Origin of the sequence: Burkholderia sp. LAS2, assembly GCF_018417615.1 — a bacterium.
GTDB lineage: Bacteria > Pseudomonadota > Gammaproteobacteria > Burkholderiales > Burkholderiaceae > Burkholderia > Burkholderia sola.
Genome location: NZ_CP071054.1, coordinates 848,470 through 867,904, shown reverse-complemented (window position 1 = coordinate 867,904; position 19,435 = coordinate 848,470). Strand labels below are relative to the sequence as shown.

General features: G+C 69.2%; 17 protein-coding genes. 10 read left to right on the top strand and 7 right to left on the bottom strand.

Features of this window, described 5'->3' with window-relative positions:
- Positions 1 to 51 precede the first annotated feature (51 nt).
- Positions 52 to 324 (bottom strand): ubiquitin carboxyl-terminal hydrolase 14, encoded by a 273-nt coding sequence (locus JYG37_RS33055; RefSeq protein ID WP_124550167.1) that lies wholly within the window; start codon positions 322 to 324, stop codon positions 52 to 54.
- 221 nt (positions 325 to 545) lie between these two features.
- On the opposite strand from JYG37_RS33055, the gene JYG37_RS33050 reads away from it, so the two are divergent.
- On the top strand, positions 546 to 1,817 hold the full coding sequence (locus JYG37_RS33050) for an NAD(P)/FAD-dependent oxidoreductase (RefSeq protein WP_050014136.1): 1,272 nt from the start codon (positions 546 to 548) through the stop codon (positions 1,815 to 1,817).
- Positions 1,818 to 1,842: 25 nt separating this feature from the next.
- Here the strand turns inward: JYG37_RS33050 and JYG37_RS33045 are convergent, their stop codons facing one another.
- Together JYG37_RS33045 and JYG37_RS33040 are read right to left on the bottom strand one after the other, a co-directional pair.
- Positions 1,843 to 3,279, bottom strand: a complete 1,437-nt coding sequence (locus tag JYG37_RS33045; RefSeq protein WP_089490292.1) for an efflux transporter outer membrane subunit — start codon at positions 3,277 to 3,279, stop codon at positions 1,843 to 1,845.
- Positions 3,276 to 4,304, bottom strand: a complete 1,029-nt coding sequence (locus JYG37_RS33040) for an HlyD family secretion protein (RefSeq protein ID WP_050014138.1) — start codon at positions 4,302 to 4,304, stop codon at positions 3,276 to 3,278. Before JYG37_RS33040 ends, JYG37_RS33045 begins: the two co-directional genes overlap by 4 nt.
- 83 nt (positions 4,305 to 4,387) lie before the next feature.
- On the opposite strand from JYG37_RS33040, the gene JYG37_RS33035 reads away from it, so the two are divergent.
- A complete protein-coding gene (locus JYG37_RS33035) occupies positions 4,388 to 5,968 on the top strand; it encodes an MFS transporter (RefSeq protein WP_213346741.1) in 1,581 nt (526 codons plus the stop codon).
- Positions 5,969 to 6,068: 100 nt separating this feature from the next.
- On the opposite strand, the gene JYG37_RS33030 is transcribed toward JYG37_RS33035, so the two are convergent.
- The gene (locus tag JYG37_RS33030; protein ID WP_175978571.1) at positions 6,069 to 6,890 is read right to left on the bottom strand and encodes an alpha/beta fold hydrolase; all 822 of its coding nucleotides are present in this window, start codon (positions 6,888 to 6,890) and stop codon (positions 6,069 to 6,071) included.
- 526 nt (positions 6,891 to 7,416) lie between these two features.
- On the opposite strand from JYG37_RS33030, the gene JYG37_RS33025 reads away from it, so the two are divergent.
- The 5 genes from JYG37_RS33025 (at position 7,417) to JYG37_RS33005 (ending at position 13,193) form a co-directional block, all read left to right on the top strand.
- A complete protein-coding gene (locus tag JYG37_RS33025) occupies positions 7,417 to 7,848 on the top strand; it encodes a DUF3331 domain-containing protein (RefSeq protein ID WP_050014141.1) in 432 nt (143 codons plus the stop codon).
- Positions 7,849 to 7,906: 58 nt separating this feature from the next.
- A complete protein-coding gene (locus JYG37_RS33020; protein WP_124557093.1) occupies positions 7,907 to 8,728 on the top strand; it encodes an alpha/beta fold hydrolase in 822 nt (273 codons plus the stop codon).
- 408 nt (positions 8,729 to 9,136) lie between these two features.
- On the top strand, positions 9,137 to 10,942 hold the full coding sequence (locus JYG37_RS33015) for an ATP-binding protein (protein ID WP_050014143.1): 1,806 nt from the start codon (positions 9,137 to 9,139) through the stop codon (positions 10,940 to 10,942).
- A 232-nt stretch (positions 10,943 to 11,174) separates the two neighbouring features.
- Positions 11,175 to 11,594, top strand: coding sequence for a DoxX family protein (locus tag JYG37_RS33010; RefSeq protein WP_050014144.1), 420 nt, complete (start codon positions 11,175 to 11,177; stop codon positions 11,592 to 11,594).
- A 111-nt stretch (positions 11,595 to 11,705) separates the two neighbouring features.
- Positions 11,706 to 13,193 (top strand): mechanosensitive ion channel family protein, encoded by a 1,488-nt coding sequence (locus JYG37_RS33005; protein ID WP_050014145.1) that lies wholly within the window; start codon positions 11,706 to 11,708, stop codon positions 13,191 to 13,193.
- 172 nt (positions 13,194 to 13,365) lie between these two features.
- Here JYG37_RS33005 and JYG37_RS33000 read toward each other — a convergent pair whose 3' ends face one another.
- Positions 13,366 to 14,274 carry a LysR family transcriptional regulator gene (locus JYG37_RS33000; protein ID WP_089471125.1) on the bottom strand — a complete coding sequence of 303 codons (909 nt, stop codon included), beginning with the start codon at positions 14,272 to 14,274 and terminating at the stop codon, positions 13,366 to 13,368.
- A 118-nt stretch (positions 14,275 to 14,392) separates the two neighbouring features.
- Between JYG37_RS33000 and JYG37_RS32995 the strand changes: the two genes are divergently transcribed.
- Together JYG37_RS32995 and JYG37_RS32990 are read left to right on the top strand one after the other, a co-directional pair.
- Complete coding sequence (locus JYG37_RS32995; protein ID WP_050014147.1) at positions 14,393 to 15,298, top strand: helix-turn-helix transcriptional regulator; 906 nt, start codon at positions 14,393 to 14,395, stop codon at positions 15,296 to 15,298.
- Between the two features lie 104 nt (positions 15,299 to 15,402).
- Positions 15,403 to 16,566: an aldose epimerase family protein gene (locus JYG37_RS32990; protein WP_124639727.1), complete on the top strand. Its 1,164-nt coding sequence runs from the start codon at positions 15,403 to 15,405 to the stop codon at positions 16,564 to 16,566.
- A 27-nt stretch (positions 16,567 to 16,593) separates the two neighbouring features.
- Here JYG37_RS32990 and JYG37_RS32985 read toward each other — a convergent pair whose 3' ends face one another.
- On the bottom strand, positions 16,594 to 17,454 hold the full coding sequence (locus JYG37_RS32985; protein WP_204384606.1) for a PhzF family phenazine biosynthesis protein: 861 nt from the start codon (positions 17,452 to 17,454) through the stop codon (positions 16,594 to 16,596).
- A 241-nt stretch (positions 17,455 to 17,695) separates the two neighbouring features.
- Between JYG37_RS32985 and JYG37_RS32980 the strand changes: the two genes are divergently transcribed.
- A complete protein-coding gene (locus JYG37_RS32980) occupies positions 17,696 to 18,346 on the top strand; it encodes an NUDIX hydrolase (protein WP_239469020.1) in 651 nt (216 codons plus the stop codon).
- 41 nt (positions 18,347 to 18,387) lie between these two features.
- Here JYG37_RS32980 and JYG37_RS32975 read toward each other — a convergent pair whose 3' ends face one another.
- Complete coding sequence (locus JYG37_RS32975; RefSeq protein WP_050014150.1) at positions 18,388 to 19,359, bottom strand: AraC family transcriptional regulator; 972 nt, start codon at positions 19,357 to 19,359, stop codon at positions 18,388 to 18,390.
- Between the last annotated feature and the right edge of the window lie 76 nt (positions 19,360 to 19,435).

Here is a 19,435-nt window from a genome sequence, read left to right as displayed (position 1 = left end):
ATCGGGGGGCGAATCGGGGATGAACGGGCGCCGATGGCGCCGCGTGTCGCGTTACGACGGAACTTCGCCGGCGACGACTTCGTCCGCGTAGCACCAGATCCAGCGCTCGCCGGGCTCGATCGAGCGGACGAGCCGGTGGCCGGTTTCGCGGAAATGCCGGCTCGCGTGGCGATTCGGCGACGAGTCGCAGCAGCCGACGTGCCCGCAGATCAGGCACATCCGCAAATGCACCCAGCGGCTGCCGGATTTGACGCATTCCTCACAGTAGTCCTTGTCGGTGTCGAACACGCGTGCTTCGTCGAGATGCGTACAGGCGTTGGCCATCTTGCGCTCCGGTGCCGGCGCGGGAGCGACGCTTGCGGCACGGCCGGCGCGAAGCCGCAAGCGGGAGGGGTACGCGGCATTGTGCAGCGTCGCGTCGCGGCCGCACCTTAATTGTCATGAAGCGGCCCGCGCGGCGCGCGGCGACGGCGTACAGTCGCGAATGCGTCCGGCGCGGGCACCGGCCGGGCCGCATTCGACATCGACATCCTCGGGAGGCGCTCATGGATCAACCGCAACACGTGCGGATCGTCGGCCTGCCGCGCAGCAGGGACGCGTATGCGATCCGCGATTTCCTGCAGCGGCGCATGATTGCGTACGACTGGTGCGAGCTGACATCCGACGCCGACTGCGCGCAGGTGCTCGGCATCGCGCCGCTGCACGACATCCGGCTGCCGGTCGTGATCTTTCCGGACGGCTCGCGCCTGTACCAGCCGACCCTGGCCGAAATCGCGGCGCGGCTCGGCTGGGTCGCGCGCCCGCGTTTCGTCGAATACGACGTGTCGATCTACGGCGCGGGGCCCGCCGGGCTGTCGGCGGCGGTCTACGCGGCGTCCGAAGGGCTGCGCGCGGTCGTGATCGAGCGCGGCGCGATCGGCGGGCAGGCCGGCACGAGTTCGCTGATCGAGAACTACATGGGCTTCCCGGACGGCATCCCGGGCGCGGAGCTCGCCGAACGGGCGCGCGAGCAGGCGGTGAAGTTCGGCGTCGAACTGCTGACGATGCGTGAAGGCGTGCATGCGACGTTCGTCGACGGCAAGATCCGCGTCGAGCTCGCCGACGGATCGATCCTGGTCGCGCGCGCGAACATCTGCGCGACCGGCATCGAATATCGCAGCCTCGGGCTGCCGGAGGAGCCGGCGTTTCTCAATGCGGGGCTGTTCTACGGCGCGGGGTCGAGCGAAGCGCCGATGTGCGCGGGCGAGCAGGTGTTCATCGTCGGTGGCGGCAATTCGGCCGGCCAGGCCGCGATGAATTTCGCGCGGCATGCGCGCCAGGTGACGATGCTCGTGCGCGGGGCGTCGCTCGCCGACACGCTGTCGCGCTACCTGATCGACCGGATCGAGCGGACGCCGAACATCGAGGTCCGCTATCGGTCGAGCGTCGCCGCGCTGCACGGCGACGGCTGGCTCGACGCGATCGAGCTTCGCTCGGCCGACGGCACGCGCGAACGGCTGCCGGCCACGCGCCTGTTCGTGTGCATCGGCGGCGCGCCGAATACCGACTGGGCGAAGGACACCGACATCATTCGCAATCCGGACGGTTATCTCGTGACCGGCGGCGACCTGTACGACTGTCCCGCGTTCGAGCGCGTATGGCCGCTCGAGCGGCGGCCGTACCATCTGGAAACCAGCGTGCCGGGATCGTTCGCGGCCGGCGACGTGCGATCGGGATCGGTCAAGCGCGTCGCGTCGGCGGTCGGCGAAGGCGCGATGGCCGTGACCTTCGTGCACCGGTTTCTCGGCGAGGATGCGCATCGGCTCGCGCTCGTGTGACGCGTTCGCCGGCCGTTCGGTCCATTCATCGCGCGTCGGCCTGCGTCGCGTCGCGTAACCCGGCCCGGCCGGCGCGCGCCGGCGGCGTCCATCCGCCGCCCAACGCGCGCACGAGGCTCACCGTCGCGACGGCCAGCGCCTGCCGGCTGTGAATCAGCTGGCGCCGCGCATTCAGCGCATCGCGATCGGCGTCGATCACTTCCAGGTAGCTGACGTAACCGTGCGCGTAACGGCTCAGCGACAGCCGCGCCGCGGCGTCCGTCGCGTGTGCCGCATGGTCGTAGCGCACGATCCGCTCCTTTTGCGCGGCGATGTCGTTGAGCGCGTCCTGCACGTCGCGTAACGCAGCGATCGCGGTCGCGCGATAGTTGGCGTCGGCGACGTCCGTGCCGGCCCGCGCGGCGGCCACCGCCGCGTCGCGCTTGCCGCCGTCGAACAGCGTTAGCGCGACGTTCGCGCCGAGACTCCACAGCGAGCTGTTGCGGTCGAGAAACGAGCGCAGGTCGCGGGTGGCGAAACCGCCGTCGGCGGTCAGCGTCAGCGTCGGCAGCCACGCGGTGCGCGCGATGCCCAGCTCGAGCGACGCCGCGTCGGCGCGCCGGGCCGCCGCGAATACGTCCGGGCGTTGGGCGAGCAACGCGGACGGCAGCCCGGCCGGCACATCCGGCACCTGCACGGGCACGGCGCCCGTGTCGACGTCGAACGCGGTCGGCGACACGCCGGTCAGCACCGCGATGGCGTCGACGAGGTTCTCGCGCAGCCGGCGGCTCTCCGCGAGATCGGCATGCGCGGTATCGAGATCGGCGGACGCGCGCAGTCCGTCGAGATCGCTCGCCGCGCCGGCCCGCACGCGCGCGGCGATCACGTCGAGCGCGGTGCGCCGCAGCCCGATCGCGCGCGTGAGCGTCACGAGATCGTCGTCGACGTAGCGCAGCGTCAGGTAGTCGACGGCCACTTCGGTCGCCACCCGCAAACGCACCGCATCGCGGTCGGCCGCCGCCTGCAGCACGTTCTGTTCGCCGACGTCGGCGTCGCCGCGCAAGCGTCCCCATAGATCGACTTCGTAGCTCGCGGCGACCGGAACCGACCAGTTGTGCATCGTGCGCTTCGGCAGCGCGTTGTCGACCGTGCCGGATACGCGCGTGCGGCTGAACGACGGGTCGACGCGCACGGCCGGCGCCAGCGCGGCCTCGCGCACGCCGAGCAGCGCCTGCGCCTGGTCGACGCGCGCGGCCGCCGCGCGGATGTCGAGGTTGTGCGCGAGCGCGGCGTCGACGAGGCGGCCGAGTTGCGGGTCGCCGAACCACGCAGGCCACGCCGCGAGCGACGGCGCGCGCGCATCGGTCGACGGATCGGCATGGCGGAACCCGTCGCGCCCGACCGGGACGGGCGCGAGCGGCTGCGGCGCGATCGAGCAGGCGGCCAGCAGGCTCGCGGCGAGTACGGCGAAGGCGCGCTTCATCGCGCTGCGCCGCCGGGTTGCAGCGTGACGACGACCGACAGCCCGGGCCGGATGCGCGGCTCCGTCGCGGCCGGGCCGTCCAGCAGGATCTTCACGGGGACGCGCTGCGTGACCTTCGTGAAGTTGCCGGTCGCGTTGTCGGGCGGCAGCAGCGCGAATTGCGCGCCGGTCGCGGGCGACAAGCTGTCGATGCGGCCGCTGAACGCGCGTTCCGGCAGCGCATCGAAGCGCAGTTGCACGGCGTCGCCGGCGCGTACGTGCCGCAACTGCGTCTCGCGGAAATTGGCGACGATCCACGGATGCGGCTCGACCAGCGTGAGCAGCGCCTGGCCGGGCGCGACATGCTCGCCGGTCTCGACGGTCTTTTTGCCGACGTAGCCGTCCGACGGCGCGACGACCGCCGTGTAGCCGAGCTGCAGCAGTGCGTCGCGCAATTCGGCATCGTTCTGGCTCGACGCGGCGTCGGCGGCCTGGGCGGCGGCGAGGGCGCTGCGCCGTTGCGCATCGGCCGCCGCGACGCGCGCGCGGGCGGACTTGCGAGCGGCATCGGCCGCATCGAACTCCTGCTTCGACAAGCCGCGCGGCGTCTCGCGGGTCAGTTCGCGTGCCCGCGCGTAATCGAGTTCGGCTTTTTCGGCATCGGCGTGCGCCGACACGAGCGCCGCGTCCGCCTGCTCGATCAGCGCGTGGGCGCGGCTCGCATCGGCATGCGCCTGCGCGACGCGTGCGCGCTGCGCGGCGACGCGCACGTCGAAGTCGCGCCGGTCGATCTGCACGAGCGCGTCGCCCGCGTGCACGAACTGGTTGTCGTCGACGAGCACGCGCTCGACCGTGCCGGACACGCGCGGCGAGATCACGTGCAGGTGGCCGGTCACGTATGCATCATCGGTGCCGCGATCGCGCGCGTCGAACTCGTACGCGAGCAACGCGACGAGCAGCAGCGCGATCGCGGCGATCGCGACGATGGCCGGCTTGCGGGAACGCGCGGGCACGGCGGGCGACGGCGCGGGTGAGGGTGGGGTCATGATCGGCAAACTCCGTTGTACGGGCAGGATTCGACGCACCGCGTTATGCTTGCGCCAGCTTGACAGGCGGGAGCCGCTCGACGATGAACACGACGTTCGCCACCGGCAATGCCATGCCGGCGCCGGCCGCAGGGCCGGCCTCCGACATTCCGACGTTTCGGTCGATCGCCGCGATCGCGGCCGTGCTGCTCGGCGCGATCATCGCGACGCTGACGTCGCGCATCACGTCGCTCGGGCTGGCCGACGTTCGTGGCGCGCTGGGCGTCGGCTTCGACGAAGGCGCGTGGATCAACACCGCATTCACCGCATCGCAGATGTTCGTCGGGCCGCTCGCGATCGCGGCGGCCTTCATGTTCGGCACGCGCCGCGTGCTGGTCGCGGGCGCCGTGGTGTTTCTCGGCGCGGAAACCGTGCTGCCGCTCTGCACGCAATTCGGCGCGTTCATCGTGTGCCAGGCGATCGCGGGGCTCGCGTCCGGCGTGTTCGTGCCGCTGACGATCGGCTTCGTCGTGCGCACGCTGCCGCCGCGGCTGATTCCGTTCGGCATCGCCGCGTATGCGATGAATCTGGAGATGTCGCTGAACCTGTCGGCCACGCTCGAAGGCTGGTACAGCGAACACCTGAGCTGGCGCTGGCTGTTCTGGCAGAACGCGGCGCTGACCGTGCCGTTCATCGCGTGCCTGATGCTGTCGCTCCCCGACGAGCCGATCAAGCGCTTCGCGTCCGGCATCGACGCGCGCGGGATGCTGCTCGGCGCGGGCGGGTTCGCGTGCCTGTGCATCGCGCTCGACCAGGGCGAGCGGCTGTTCTGGCTGCAGTCGCCGCTGATCGTCGCGCTGCTGGCCGCCGGCATCCTGATGATCGCCGCGTTCCTGATCCATGAACTCGCGTCGCCGCGCGCGGGCATCGATCTCGGCTATCTGGCGCGGCCCAACATCGCGCTGCTGATCGTGCTCGTCGGCCTCGTGCGCTTCACCGTGCTCAACACGAGCTTCATCCCGTCGCTGTTCCTCGCAAGTACGTACGGGCTGCGCCCGCTGCAGATCGGCGATACGCTGCGCTGGATCGCGATTCCGCAACTGCTGTTCGCGCCATGCGTCGCGCTGTTGCTGCAGCGTGTCGACCCGCGCCGGCTGATCGTCGCCGGCTTCGCGATGGTGGCGATTGCGTTCGCGCTCGGCTCGCGGCTCACGCCGGTGTGGGCCGAGCCCGATTTCATTCCGTCGCAATTGCTGCAGGCGCTCGGCCAGACGATGGCGCTCACGTCGGTCATCGTGTTCTTCGGCCGGCACGTGACGGCCGAGCATGCGCTGACGTTCGGCGCGGTCGTGCAGACGACGCGCCTGCTGAGCGGGCAGCTCGGCACGACGTCGATCGCGGTGATTCAGCGGATCAGGGAGGCTACCCATTCGAATCTCGTCGGTCTGCATGTGTCGCTGTCGGATCCGGAAACGCTCGAACGGCTGCGGGCCGGCGCGGCGTCGCTGGTCGCGCATGGCGCCACGTTCGCGACCGGCAACCAGGCGACCTACGCGCTCGTCGATCGCGCGGTGCGCGTGCAGGCCACGACGCTCGCGCTGGCCGACAACTTCCGCGTGGCGATGGCGTTCGCGCTCGCCGGCGCGCTGCTCGGCATCCTGCTGCGCCCGGTGCGGGCGCCGTGAGCGCGGCGCCGCGCGATCTGAAATTTCCTGAAAAGTCCTGAACGGCACGTGTGCGGCATCCGTCGCGGCGGCATGCGCGCCGCCGCGGCGGACGGCGCGCTTACGCCTGCAGGAACGCGAGCAGCTCGGCGTTGATGCGATCGGCGTTCACGACGCACATCCCGTGCGCGCCGCCCTCGATCACCTTCAGCACCGCGTGCTTGACGATTTTCGACGACAGCCGCGCCGAATCGTCGATCGGCACGATCTGGTCGTCGTCGCCGTGCAGCACGAGCGTCGGCACGTCGAACTTCTTCAGGTCCTCGGTGTAGTCGACTTCGGAGAACTCCTTCACGCACAGATACTGGCCGTGAATGCCGCCCATCATCCCCTGCGACCAGAACGCGTCGATCGTGCCTTGCGACACCTTCGCGTTCGGGCGATTGAAGCCGAAGAACGGCACCGCGAGATCCTTGTAGAACTGCGAACGGTTCTCCGCGACGTTCTTGCGGATGCCGTCGAACACGTCCATCGGCAGGCCGCCCGGATTGGTCGGCGACTTCACCATCTGCGGCGGCACCGCGCCGATCAGCACGGCCTTCGCCACGCGCTTCGTGCCGTGACGGCCGATATAGCGCGCGACTTCGCCGCCGCCGGTGGAGTGGCCGACAAGCGTGGCTTCGCGCACGTCGAGCGCATCGAGCAGCGCGGCGAGATCGTCCGCGTACGTGTTCATGTCGTTGCCGCGCGACGGCTGGCTGGAGCGACCGTGGCCGCGGCGGTCGTGCGCGATCACGCGATAGCCGCGCTGCACGAGGAACAGCATCTGCGCATCCCACGCGTCCGCGCACAGCGGCCAGCCGTGCGAGAACACGACCGGGCGGCCGCTGCCCCAGTCCTTGAAGTAGATCTGCGTGCCGTCCTTGGTGGTGATGGTGTTCATCGTCTGCGCGCCTGCATGGGCTGAAGAGGGGCTGTGGGACGGCGTGCCGGCGGCGGCGGCCATCGCGGGCAGCGCGGCTGCGGCAACGGCCGTCGCGCCGGCGAGCAGCATGTCGCGGCGGCGGGCCGACGCAACGGCATCGGTCGGTTCGGGATGCATCTGGACTCCTGGGGTATGCGGCGGCGAGGCCGCACGGGATGGTGGATCGGTGGCGGCCGGCCGCGGCCATCCCGCCCGGCAGCCGTCCGGCGTGCGCCGCCGCGCGGCGACTGGCGCGCGCGGACGAACGAATGCCGTCGGGAGCGTATCCCGATGCGGTGCGCGCCGTACTGAAATCCGGCTGAATTTTCTTGAACGCCGCGGCGCCGCGCGCGAATTTGCCGCATTGCAGAAAAATTAAGCGCGGGACCGGGACTCTTCAGCGCGCGGCGGCTATCGTCAACATCGGGTCACCGCCACACGTTGCGCGCCACGCGAACGGGCCGGCAGGGCCCGCGCCGCCCGTCACCTGCCTGGATATGCCGCCATGGACGCCTTCAATCGCTGGGAGCACATGATCACGTCGCTCGGACCGATGCCCGTCGCGGGCGTCCGGATGCTGCCGATGCCGCGCACGCGGGACACGGACGGCGCGCGTCGCCCGCATCGGGACGATGCGCCGGTGCCGTCGAGCGGCGACGTGCGCCGCCGCAGCGCGATCGTCGCCGTCGAGCGGCAGACCGATTCGTCGATGCTGGTGTCGTGGAGCGATCCGACCCGCTGCCGCTACGACGAACAACGCTGGATCTGCGCGAAGGCGCGCAGGCTGGCACGCTGCGCGCTCACCGGGCAGCCGATCCGGATCGGCGACGCGATCTACAAACCCCAGTGGCGCGGCGAGAAACGCCCCGCGAACTGCCGTGAGATGGTCCTCGCGACGGCGCTCGAGCAGTTCGTCGCCCGGCAGTCCCGGGCATGACGCGCCGCGCCGCACGCTTCGGCCGCGTCCGCGGCTTCCCTACCCGCAAGGAACCCTCATGAGCACGTTCACCACCCGCGACGGCGTGTCGATTCACTACAAGGACTGGGGCAGCGGCCGCCCGGTCGTGTTCATTCACGGCTGGCCGCTGAACGCCGACATGTGGGACGTGCAGATGCATCATCTCGCGTCGCACGGCCTGCGCTGCATCGCGTACGACCGGCGCGGCTTCGGGCGGTCCGGTCAACCGTGGAGCGGATACGACTACGACACGCTGGCCGACGATCTCGCGACGCTGCTCGACACGCTCGACCTGCATGACGTGACGCTCGTCGGCTTTTCGATGGGCGGTGGGGAGGTCGCGCGCTACATCGGCCGGTACGGCACGCGCCGAATCGCGAAGGCGGTGCTGATCGGCTCGGTGACGCCGCTCGTCGCGCGCCGCGACGATCATCCGGAAGGGGTGGACGTCGCGGTATTCGACGGCATCCGCGCGGGCATCGTGGCCGATCGCGCGGCGTTTTTCGACGGCTTCTGGCCGCTCTTTACCGGCTCGAACCGCGGCGGCTCGACGGTGTCGCGGGCGGCGCTGGGGTGGACGTCGGTCATGGCGCTGCAGGGCGGGCTGAAGGGCACGCTCGATTGCGTCCGCGCGTTTTCCGAAACCGATTTCCGCGCCGACCTGCAACGGTTCGACGTGCCGACGCTCGTGATTCACGGCGACGACGACCAGACGGCGCCGCTCGCGCTGACCGGCGCCGCCACCGCGAAGCGCGTCCCGCATGCGACGCTGAGCGTCTACGAAGGCGGCCCGCACGCGCTCTACCTGACGCACGCGGCCAGGCTGAACGACGAACTGCTGGCGTTCGCGCAGGCCTGAGCCGGCGCCGCAGGCCGGCCCGGCCTGCGGCGAATCGCGCGCAAACGCGGGCAAACGAGCCGACGGATATTCGGCGGCCACAATAGAGGCGTCTGAAATAAACCGGCCGGTCAATCAAAACGAAAATGCGCCGCATTGCGCCGAGCGAAAATCATTTCGTCTGATATAACGAAATCGCATTTATCGGCGCATCCACGATTTGCACATGAAACGTGCGTGACCCTGCCGCATGTCGGTGCGGGGGCGAAAAGCAGCGTTTCCCGACGGCATTGTTCGTCATTTCAAAAAATTCGTGTCGTTCATTCTGATAATTTGAATCATTCGACCATGCAAATACCGTAGCATTGATGCCGAACCGGCCCCCGATTTCAGTGGGGCGCCGTTGAATGTCACCCTCAAGAAATTCTCATGATCCGGATTGGAACACTTCACGTTTTTCTCGACAGACGTGAAATTCGTTCGAACGGCAAGCTGCTGCGCATCGGCAGCCGCGCATTCGAAATTCTCGAGCTGTTGATTCGGGCGGACGGTGCGCTGGTATCGAAAGACGACATCATGCAGCGCGTATGGCCGCACACCGTCGTCGAGGAAAACAACCTGCAGGTGCACATCGCTTCGCTGCGCAAGGCGCTGGCCGGCGACCGGAACCTGATCGTGACGGTGCCCGGCCGCGGCTATCGTCTGGTCGTCGGGCAGGACGACGGCGACGCGCCCGTGCGTCCCGCGATGGGGCGGCCGTCCGCCGCGCCGAGCGCGTTGTTCGGCCGCGAACAGACGGTCGCCGACGTGCTGACCGCGCTGCAGGGCGCGCGCGTCGTGACGCTGGTCGGCGCGGGCGGCATCGGCAAGACGCGGGTCGCGATCGAAGCGGCGGCGCGCGCCGCCGCACGTTTTCCGGAAGGCACCGTATTCGTTTCGCTCGCCACCGTCGCGTGTCCCCGCTTCGTGCCCGACGCGCTCGCCGGCGCGTTCGGCATCACGCAGCCGATCGGCTCGCTGACGCTCGAAGCGGTGCTCGCCAGCGTCGCGCGTCGGCGGATGCTGCTCGTGCTCGACAATTGCGAGCACCTGCTCGACGCCGCCGCGCAGATCGCGAGCGCGCTCACCGATGCGGACGACGGGCTGTGCGTGCTCGCGACGAGCCGGGAATCGCTGCGCATCCACGGCGAGCGCGTATGCCCGGTGCCGCCGCTCGACGTGCCCGACGAAGGGGCCGGCGATCGCGAGGCGATGAGCGCGAGCGCGGTGCAGTTGTTCGCGGCGCGTGCGCGCGCGGCCGATCCGCGTTTTCCGCTCGATGCGCGCAGCCTGTCGTTGATGGCGTCGGTCTGCCGCCGCCTCGACGGCCTGCCGCTCGCGATCGAACTGGCCGCGGCCCGCGCCGCCGTGCTGGGCATCGACGTGCTGGCCGCCCATCTCGACGATCACTTTCGGCTGCTGACCGGCGGTTTTCGCACCGCGTTGCCGCGCCATCAGACGCTGCAGGCGATGGTCGACTGGAGCTACCGGTTGCTCGGCGACGCCGAGCGCCTGCTGCTGCGATGGCTCGGCGTGTTTCGCGACGGCTTCTCGATCGAGGCCGTGCGCGAGGTCGTCGGCGCTAACGGGCTGGCCGGCGCCGACCTGCTCGATACGATCGCCGGCCTCGTGTCGAAGTCGCTGCTGATCCTCGAGACCGCACACGGCGCACCGCGCTACCGGCTGCTGACGACCACGCGCGCCTACGCGCAACAGCAGCTCGACAGTCACGGCGAAGGGGCGGCTGCCGCGCGCGCGCATGCGACCTACTTCCTCGCGTTGTTCCGGCGCGCGGCCCACGGTGGCGGCGAGCCGCGCGGCGAGGCCGGCAGCACGACCCGGCTCGATGCGGTGCGGCGCGAGCTCGGCAATCTGCGGGCCGCGCTCGACTGGGCGTTTTCGGCACAGGGCGACGCGGCGCTCGGCACCGCGCTCGCGGCCGTCGCGGTGCCTTGCCTGTTTGATCTGTCGCTCGTCGACGAATGCCGCGAGCGGGCGCGCGTCGCGCTCGATGCGATGCGCGACGCGGACGCGACCCCGGTGTCCGACGATGCGCGCGTGCGGTTGCTGGCCGCGTATGCGGCCGCGCTCGCGCATACCGCAGGGTCGACACAGGTCGTGCACGATGCGTGGTCGGAGGTGCATGCGCTCGGATTCGATGCGGCCGAGGCCGAGCGGCCGACGCGCGAGTCGTGACGCCGGGTTCGTCGCGCGTCTCCGATGCTTCAGAACGATTCAGCCCGGTTACAGGACGGCGGCAGGCGGCACGCGTAGATTGCGTGGACGGAGGGCGCCCGCACTCCGTCGGCACGCGTGCGCGCCGACCCCGCGCGCTCGCCGACATCGCGCGACATCACTGAACGCCGGCGCGGCGAAACGCCCCGGGGTGCACGTCGCCGCGCATCCCGCTCAATCGACGAACCGGCGCATGAAACCTGATCCTTCCGACCTTTCCCGTCACGCGACCGACCTCGGCCTGCTGTTCCTGCGTGTCGCCGCCAGCGTGCTGCTGCTCGTGGTGCACGGCTTGCCGAAGATCGTCCATTACACGGCCGAAGCCGCGGCCATCGAAGATCCGTTCCATCTCGGCCGCACGCTGTCGATCCTGTTCGCGATCTTCGCGGAGGTCGTGTGCCCGATCTTCATGATCGTCGGTCTGTACCCGCGGCTGGCGGCGCTGCCGGTGATGGTCGTCACGCTCGTCGCGCTGGTGTTCGTCCATCCGGACTGGCCGCTGCGCGACGCGCAGTTCGCGTGGATGCTGCTGATCCTGTTCGGCACGATCGCGATCGCGGGCGCCGGCCGCTATGTGTTGCCGTTGCCGGGCATCGTGCGTCGGCGTGACTAGCCGCAGCCCGCGCGTCGGCGGGCAGCACGCGATGTGCCTGACGATGCCGTTCCCGCGGCGAGCTGCGTGCTGCCGCTTCGCCCTTTTCGCGTGCCGCGCTGGCGATCCGACATGTTGAATTTCTCCGATACGGCGATCTACGGTGCGCCGATCGTGCTCGCCGATCTCGCCGCGTGGCGGCTGTTCGCGCGCGATCGCCCCGTGGTTCGCGCGATCCGGCGCTGCGCGGCGTTCGCCGCGCTGAGCGCGGTGCTGTTCGCGACCGGCGTCAGCCCGCTCGCCGTTCCCGCGTCGCTCGGCGGGCTCGACCGGATCGTGGTCCAGGCCGTGTGCATCGCGTGGTGGCTCCAGTGCGCGATCGTGTTCAGCCTGCTGCTCAATCATCTGCTGCTGCCGCGTGCGTGGCACAGCCAGCGGCTCTTTCACGACATCGCCGCGGGCATCGTGTTCGGCGCGGCCGCGGTGGCCGCGCTGGGCTACGTGCTCGGCCTGCCGTTGAGCGGCCTCGTCGCGACCTCCGGCGCGGTCGCGGTGATCCTCGGTCTCGCGCTCCAGAACACGCTGAACGACGTGTTCTCCGGGCTCGTGCTGAACACCACGCAACCGTTCAGGCTCGACGATACGGTGTCGATCGGCGAGCTCGAAGGGCGGATCGTCGAGAGCAACTGGCGTTCGACGAAGCTGATCGACAACCTCGGCAACCTGGTCGTCGTGCCGAACAGCTCGGCGGCGCGCGCCACCATCGTGAACCTGAGCGAGCCGGCCGGCCTGCACGGCGTCACGCTCGTGCTCGACCTCGATCCCGCGGTGCGGCCGGCCGTCGCCGTCGGCGCACTGGAGCGGGCCGCGGCGAGTTCGCTCGACGTGCTCGCGCGCCCCGCGCCGATTGCCGTCGTGAAGGCGTTCCGCGCGAACGCGATCCAGTACGAACTCGTCTGCTACGTCGACGCGCTGCAGAAGAAAACGACCGTGCGCAACGCGCTCTACGATCTCGCGCATCGGCACCTGGCCGCGGCGGGCGTCGCGTGGCGGCCGCTCGTGGGGCCGGCGCCGGTGTCCGCATCGTCGTCGACGTCGCAAGCGGATCCGGTATCGCGTCGGCTGCTGCTGTTGCGCGCGGTCGAACTGTTCGCGCGCGTCGACGACGACGATCTGGCCGTGCTGGCCGATGCGCTGGTCTCGCGTTCGTTCGGCAAGGGCGACGTGATCTATGCGTCGAATTCGGAGTCGCGCGTGCTGACGATCGTCGAATCGGGTGTCGCGGCGGTGTTCGTGCCGGGCGCGTCCGGCGACGTCGAAGTCCGGCGGATGGCGCCGGGCGATGCGATCGGGCAGTCGGTCGTGCTCGCCGGCACGCGGCTTCACGCGACCGTCCACGCGGTGACCGCGATGACCGTGCATCAGCTTCGCAGCGAGGATCTGTCGGCGCTGATCGGCCGGAAGCCGGCGCTCGGCAGGCTGATGTGCGAGTCGCTCACCGACCATATCGCGACCGAGGAACGAATGATGATTCCGCCGGTCGAGAAGGCGCACGCGGGGTTCAGCCTGATCGGCTGGCTCGAGAAGGAAATGAAGCGGCTGCACGATTCGCTCGGCTGACGCCGGGGTGGGCCGCGAGGGGCCGGCAGCGGGGGGATCGGCATGCGCTTTTTTTCACGGCGCGTGGCGCCGTGCCGGGGGCGCTGGATGACGCGCGCTGCCGGGCCGTCAGCCATCGACGAGGCGGCCGCGCGCGCGACCCCGCCGTGCCGCCGGGCCGTGAACGCGCGCGTCAGTCCGGCGTCGTGAAGCGTTCGACGAGATCGGGCTGGTCGAGTTGCTCGACCCACCAGTGCAGCGCGCGGCCGGCCTCGTCGCCGCGCCACGCGAGATAGCAGTGCGTGGTGTCGCGCATGCCCGTCACCTGCCGCGCGACGAGCTTGCCGTCGGCGATCGCGCGCGCCGCGATGCATTCCGGCAGGGTGCCGACCGCGAGCCCTTCGCATTGCGCTTCGAGTTTCGCGGCCAGCGTCGGGACCGCGAGGGTCGGCTGGCCCGCATCGATCGCGACCGACTGCGGCTGCAATTCGCGCGACGTATCGCTGATCACCGCGCCGCGATACCGAACGACCGACGCCATCGCCAGCGGTTCGGGCATCGATGCGAGCGGATGGGTCGGCGCGACCGCGAACACGTGTTTCAGCGAGCCGATCGGCCGCGCGACGATGCCCGGCAATTCCGGCGGTTCGCCCGCCGCGCCGACGACGAGATCGGCCCGACGCGAAATCAGCGCATCCCACGCGCCGCCGAGCACTTCGGTCGACAAACGCAACCGCGTGTCCATCCCGAGCGCGTAGAACCGGTGCACGTACGGCCACAGCGCATCGAACGGCAGAATTTCGTCGATACAGACACGCACTTCCGTTTCCCAGCCCTGTTGCGCACGCAGCGCCTTCATTTCGAGTTGCTCGGCCGCGCGCAGCAGGCGCCGGCCTTCCTCGACGACGATGCGTCCCGCATGCGTGAGCTTCGCGCGGCGTCCGCTGCGGTCGAACAGCGCCACGCCGAGATCGCTTTCGAGTTTCTGCACCAGGTAGGTCAGCGCGGATGGCACGCGATGCAGCAGTTCCGCGGCTTCGGCAAAGGTTCCGGTGCGGTCGATCGCGTCCAGGGCTTCGAGCGCTTCGAATGACAGCTTCATCGCGGATTCCGGTAGAGGTGGCTGGCGCATCATACCAGCGCCGGGGCGGCATGAGCAGCGTGCGTCGCCGCGATTTGCTAGAGTGGCGGGTATCGTCATTCGCGACCCGCATCGCCCCATGAGCGCCCCTCAGCCGGACACCGCGCCGTCCGATTTCCTCCCCGCCGACGTCAGGCAGACCGTCGTCACGCAAGCGTTGCCGCACGGGCAAATCGGTATCGTCCGACTCCAGAGCTTGCGCCGGAACATGGGGCTGACCGCACCCTACGAACTCGAGAATACGGATCTCATCGTATTGCAGTTGCGTCCGTTCGGCGAACAGGATCTGTGGCTCGATGGCCGCCCCGCGCCGTTCGTCCCGTATGACGCGGGAACCGTGTCGATCTACGATCTCGACCGCCGCTGGGTGGCCGACCTCAAGGGCGCGTTCGATTGCCTGCATTTCCACCTGCCGCGCCACACGCTCGAGGAAACGGTCGACGACCTCGGCGGCCGGCAGCGGCCGCAGCTTTACCTGCCGCCGCATCTGAGCACCCACGACTCGATCATCCACGCGCTCGGCCAGTCGCTACTGCCGGCGCTGGCCCGGCCGGGCGAAGCATCGCAGATCTTCATCGATCACGTGGGGCTGGCGTTTCAGGCACACGTCGCGCACCGTTACGGCGGCGTCGGCGAACGGCGGGAAAGGTCGGACGGCAAGCTCACGCCGTCGCAGGCGCGCCGTGCGCAGGAGCTGTTGCTCGCGCACCTCGACGGCAACATCGGGCTGGCCGACGTCGCGAGCGCGTGCGGGCTGTCCCGCAGCCATTTCGTCAAGGCGTTTCATCGAACGACCGGGCTGCCGCCGCATCGCTGGCTCGTCGTGCAGCGCGTCGAACGGGCGAAGGAATGGATGCGCAACCCGAACGTGCCGTTGAGCATGATCGCCGTTGCGTGCGGCTTCGCCGATCAGAGCCATTTCTCGCGAACCTTTGCGCGATTGACCGGTGTCACGCCACGCCGGTGGCGCGCGGACCATACGTGAGCGTCGCGATACGACGGAGGCGGGGCGCGCGGCATGACACACGCGGCGACGTGCAGGCATGCGACTTGCATGCGAGCACGGGCCGCATCACTTCGGAGGTTTTCATGAAACGACACTGGCCGCGACAATCGATGCTCGCGATAGGTGTGTTCGCAACGTTCGGCTTGCATGCCGCCATCGCATTGGCGGCAGCCGCCGTGTCGATCAGCCGCGCCGATTACGGGACGACCGCGAGCGGGCAGGCGGTGAGCCAGTACACGCTCGCGAACCGGCACGGCGTGACGCTGAAAGTGATCACGTACGGCGGCATCGTGACCGCGCTCGACGTGCCGGACCGCACCGGCCACGTTGCCGACATCGTGCTCGGCTTCGATTCGCTGCGCGACTACGAAGCGCACAACGGCAACATCCATTTCGGCGCGCTGATCGGCCGGTATGCGAACCGCATCGCGGGCGGGCGTTTCGCGCTCGACGGCAAGACGTGGACGCTGCCGGTCAACGACGGGCCGAACACGCTGCACGGCGGCCCCGACAGTTTCGACGCGAAGGTGTGGAAGGTCACCGGCACGCACAGCGACGCGGCCGGTTCGAGCGTCACGCTGCGCTACGTGAGCCCCGACGGCGAGAACGGCTTCCCCGGCACGTTGACGACGGACGTGACCTACACGCTGACCCGCGACGACCAGATCCGCATCGACTACCGCGCGACGACCGACAAGGACACGGTCGTCAACCTGACCAACCACAGCTACTTCAATCTGGCGGGGCACGCCGGCGGCAGCGTCGAGCGGCAACTGATCGAGATCGCCGCCTCGCGTTTCACGCCGACCGACGATACGTCGATTCCGACCGGACAACTGACGAGCGTCGCGGGCACGCCGATGGATCTGCGCCAGTTGACGCCGATCGGCGCGCATTTGCGCGATGCGTATCCGCAGTTGGCGATCGCGCATGGCTACGACCAGAACTGGGTGCTGGACCAGGGCGGCCAGCCGGCGCCGGCGTTTGCCGCGCGCGCCTACGACCCGGCGTCCGGGCGTTTCCTCGAGCTGTACACGACGCAGCCGGGGCTGCAGTTCTATACGGCCAACGGGTTGAACGGCAGCGTCGCGGGCAAGGGCGGGACCGCCTACCGGCAAACCGATGCGTTCGCGCTGGAAGCCGAGCATTTTCCCGATTCGCCGAATCGTCCGGCCTTCCCGTCGACGGTGCTCAAGCCGGGCGACACGCTGCACGAAGTGACGGTGTGGCGGGTGGGCGCGCGATGACCGTCGGCGCTGGCGCGCGCGTGTCGGTCACATGTTGATCGTGCCGCGCCCGATTTCGATCACGCGCCCGCCGACGCCGATTTTGCCCGCCGCATCGACCGACAACCGCAGCACGCAAGGCCGGCCGACGGCTTCGCCTTGCTCGACCCGAAACGCGGCCGGCAGATCGTGACTGGCGGCAAGCAACCAGCCGCCCAGGTTCGCACAGGCCGATCCGGTGCCCGGATCTTCCGATACGCCGCCGCCCTGCTTCACGAAGAAGTAGCGGGACACGACTGTCCCCGGCCGTTCGGCGTCGAACGCGAACACATAGGCGGTCTTCCGGCCGAGGCTGCTTCGCGGCCAGATGTCGAGATGCGCGCTGTCAGGCTGCGCGCGTCGCACGGCGGCCGGGTCCTTGAGCGCGACCAGCAACTGGTCGGCGCCGGTGTCGACCCACAGCGGCGGCGCGAGCAGGTCGTCCTCGGCGAGCCCGAGCAGCGCCGCGATCCGCGCATCGGACAACGTGCACGGCGCCGTGTTCGGCATGCCGGCGTGCGGCGCGATGAAGGTCCACACGTCGTCGCGCGCGGTGACGTCGACGACGCCGGCCTTGAATTCCAGCGTCAGCGCATCGCCTGCGTTGAGCCGCTCGCGCACGACGTGCGCGGTGCTGAGCGTCGGATGGCCCGCGAACGCCATCTCGTAGCCGGGCGTGAAGATGCGCACGCGTGCATGCGCCCGCTCGGACGGCAGCACGAAGGTCGTCTCCGACAGGTTGAACTGCACGGCGAGCGCCTGCATGGTCGCGTCGTCCATGCCGCGCGCATCGTCGAACACGCAAAGCGGATTGCCGCCGAACGTCGATTCGGCGAAGACGTTCAGCAGGCGGAAGGTGTAGGGGGGCATGGGCATTTCGTATGGATCGCAGCCGGGAAGGGCATGCCGTACGCCATTGTGCCTGCATGATTCGACGAAGGTGGCGGCACACGTGCCGTCCGGTTTTCATGCATGATCGATGTGCACCGATTCGCTGACGGCGAGCCGGCAGCGGCAGTCGGTTTTTGCGCCGGAACAGACGATCACGTTCGAAGGGGTGCGATGAGCAATCGCGTGCGACCCCCGACTTTCACGCATGCAGGAGGAAGACATGACATCCGACGAAGGCGTCCTGCATCCCCGCGACGCGCCTACCGATTCACCGTACACCGCGCTGGAAACGATCGTGCGCGGCGTGGAAGCGCTCCGGATTCCCGCCGATACGGAGTGGCCGACGGCGCGGCTTTACCTCACGGACAACGACCGCCAGTGGAAATTCTCCGCCGTGCTGGTCCCGATCGTCGCGCGGCGCGAGCCGACGATCCTGCTCACCAAACGATCGTCGGGGCTCAGCGAATATTCGTCGCACGTGAGCTTCCCGGGCGGCCGCCCGACCGAGTCCGACGCGAGCATCGGCGCGACCGCATTGCGCGAGTCATTCGAGGAAATCGGCCTCGATCCCGCTGCGGTGCGCGTGATCGGCAGCCTGCCGATTCACAAGACCCGAAAGCGGAATCACGCGATCTTTCCGGTGGTCGGCATCGTGCCGGAAGCCGCCGCGTGGGCGGCCGCGCCGGCCGAAGTCGAGGAAATTTTCGAGTTCCCGTTCGCCGCGCTGCTGAATCCGGATCTGCCGCGGCAATACGCGGACGGCGAACGTGCCGGCGGCTGGTATTGGGCGGATCAGCCGCAGGACATCTGGGGAGTGACCGCGTTCATCCTGAAGTCGCTGGCCGGCCTCGCGCTCGATGCCGCGCGATGAACGCGTGCGTCGCGGTCGGCGTTCAGCGCACGTGAATGGCATCAATGCGACGACACGAACACCGCATCGTCGAACGCTTCCGGGATCGCGAAGCTCGCGCGCATGCGCTGCGCTTCCTTCGCCGGCGTCGAACCGAACAGGCGCTTGAACTCCCGGCTGAACTGCGACGGGCTCGTGTAGCCGACCGCGTAGCCGGCCGCCTCCGCCGTCAGGTCCTGGCGCACCATCAATAATCGCGCCTGATGCAGGCGCGTCGACTTCAGGTACTGCATCGGCGACACCTGCGTGATCGCCTTGAAGTGACTGTGAAAGCTCGGCACGCTCATGCCGGCTGCGTCGGCCAGTTGCGACACGTCGAGCGGCCGCGCGTAATCGGCGTGGATCATCCGCAACGATCGGCCGATCCGGCCGAATTGCCCGCGCATCGCCAGCGCGCTGCGCATCGCGTTGCCCTGCGCGCCGGTCAGCACGCGGAAATACAACTCGCGAAGCAGCGCCGGGCCGAGCACCGCGGCGTCGAGCGGCCGCTGCATCGCGTCGACGAAACGCAGCACCGATGCGTGCATCGCTTCGTCCATCGGCGTCGACATCATGCTCTTCGGCGCCTGCACGGTTTCCGCGACGCCGGCCCGGTCGATCTGCGCGGCGAGTTCGGCGGCCAGCGTGAAATCGAGGTGCAGGTACAGCGCGAGCAGCGGGCGCTCGGGCGTCGCGTCGGTCTCCATGCTGAACGGGACGGGCACGGACACGGCCAGGTAATGGTGTTCGTCGTACAGATAGCGCTCGCCGCCGAAGTAGCCGCGCTTCGATCCCTGGCACACGATCACGATGCCCGGGTCGTACAGCACCGGCGTGCGCGACAGCGCGCGGTTCGAGCGCAGGACGCGCACGCTCGGCAGCGCGGTCAGGTTGTAGCCCTCGTCGGGCGCCAGCGCGCGCAGCAGCGTCACCAGGCGCTTTCGGTCACGCGGCGACAGCAATGGAGGTCGGGCGGAGGCGGGCACTGTGCTCATAGTTTTGTGCAAGAAAATCAGCGGAATCGGGCTTATTCGGCGTCGTTCGTCAGACTAGTATGCACGCTTCAATCCA

What these genes read in the sequence shown, in the direction of transcription:
- JYG37_RS33040 (WP_050014138.1), bottom strand. Translation starts at nt 4,304, where the DNA reads ATGACCCCACCCTCACCCGCGCCGTCGCCCGCCGTGCCCGCGCGTTCC.
- JYG37_RS33010 (WP_050014144.1), top strand. Translation starts at nt 11,175, where the DNA reads ATGAAACCTGATCCTTCCGACCTTTCCCGTCACGCGACCGACCTCGGC.
- JYG37_RS32975 (WP_050014150.1), bottom strand. Translation starts at nt 19,359, where the DNA reads ATGAGCACAGTGCCCGCCTCCGCCCGACCTCCATTGCTGTCGCCGCGT.
- JYG37_RS32990 (WP_124639727.1), top strand. Translation starts at nt 15,403, where the DNA reads ATGAAACGACACTGGCCGCGACAATCGATGCTCGCGATAGGTGTGTTC.
- JYG37_RS33055 (WP_124550167.1), bottom strand. Translation starts at nt 324, where the DNA reads ATGGCCAACGCCTGTACGCATCTCGACGAAGCACGCGTGTTCGACACC.
- JYG37_RS32985 (WP_204384606.1), bottom strand. Translation starts at nt 17,454, where the DNA reads ATGCCCCCCTACACCTTCCGCCTGCTGAACGTCTTCGCCGAATCGACG.
- JYG37_RS33005 (WP_050014145.1), top strand. Translation starts at nt 11,706, where the DNA reads ATGTTGAATTTCTCCGATACGGCGATCTACGGTGCGCCGATCGTGCTC.
- JYG37_RS33000 (WP_089471125.1), bottom strand. Translation starts at nt 14,274, where the DNA reads ATGAAGCTGTCATTCGAAGCGCTCGAAGCCCTGGACGCGATCGACCGC.
- JYG37_RS33035 (WP_213346741.1), top strand. Translation starts at nt 4,388, where the DNA reads ATGAACACGACGTTCGCCACCGGCAATGCCATGCCGGCGCCGGCCGCA.
- JYG37_RS33030 (WP_175978571.1), bottom strand. Translation starts at nt 6,890, where the DNA reads ATGAACACCATCACCACCAAGGACGGCACGCAGATCTACTTCAAGGAC.
- JYG37_RS33045 (WP_089490292.1), bottom strand. Translation starts at nt 3,279, where the DNA reads ATGAAGCGCGCCTTCGCCGTACTCGCCGCGAGCCTGCTGGCCGCCTGC.
- JYG37_RS32995 (WP_050014147.1), top strand. Translation starts at nt 14,393, where the DNA reads ATGAGCGCCCCTCAGCCGGACACCGCGCCGTCCGATTTCCTCCCCGCC.
- JYG37_RS33015 (WP_050014143.1), top strand. Translation starts at nt 9,137, where the DNA reads ATGATCCGGATTGGAACACTTCACGTTTTTCTCGACAGACGTGAAATT.
- JYG37_RS33020 (WP_124557093.1), top strand. Translation starts at nt 7,907, where the DNA reads ATGAGCACGTTCACCACCCGCGACGGCGTGTCGATTCACTACAAGGAC.
- JYG37_RS32980 (WP_239469020.1), top strand. Translation starts at nt 17,696, where the DNA reads ATGACATCCGACGAAGGCGTCCTGCATCCCCGCGACGCGCCTACCGAT.
- JYG37_RS33025 (WP_050014141.1), top strand. Translation starts at nt 7,417, where the DNA reads ATGGACGCCTTCAATCGCTGGGAGCACATGATCACGTCGCTCGGACCG.
- JYG37_RS33050 (WP_050014136.1), top strand. Translation starts at nt 546, where the DNA reads ATGGATCAACCGCAACACGTGCGGATCGTCGGCCTGCCGCGCAGCAGG.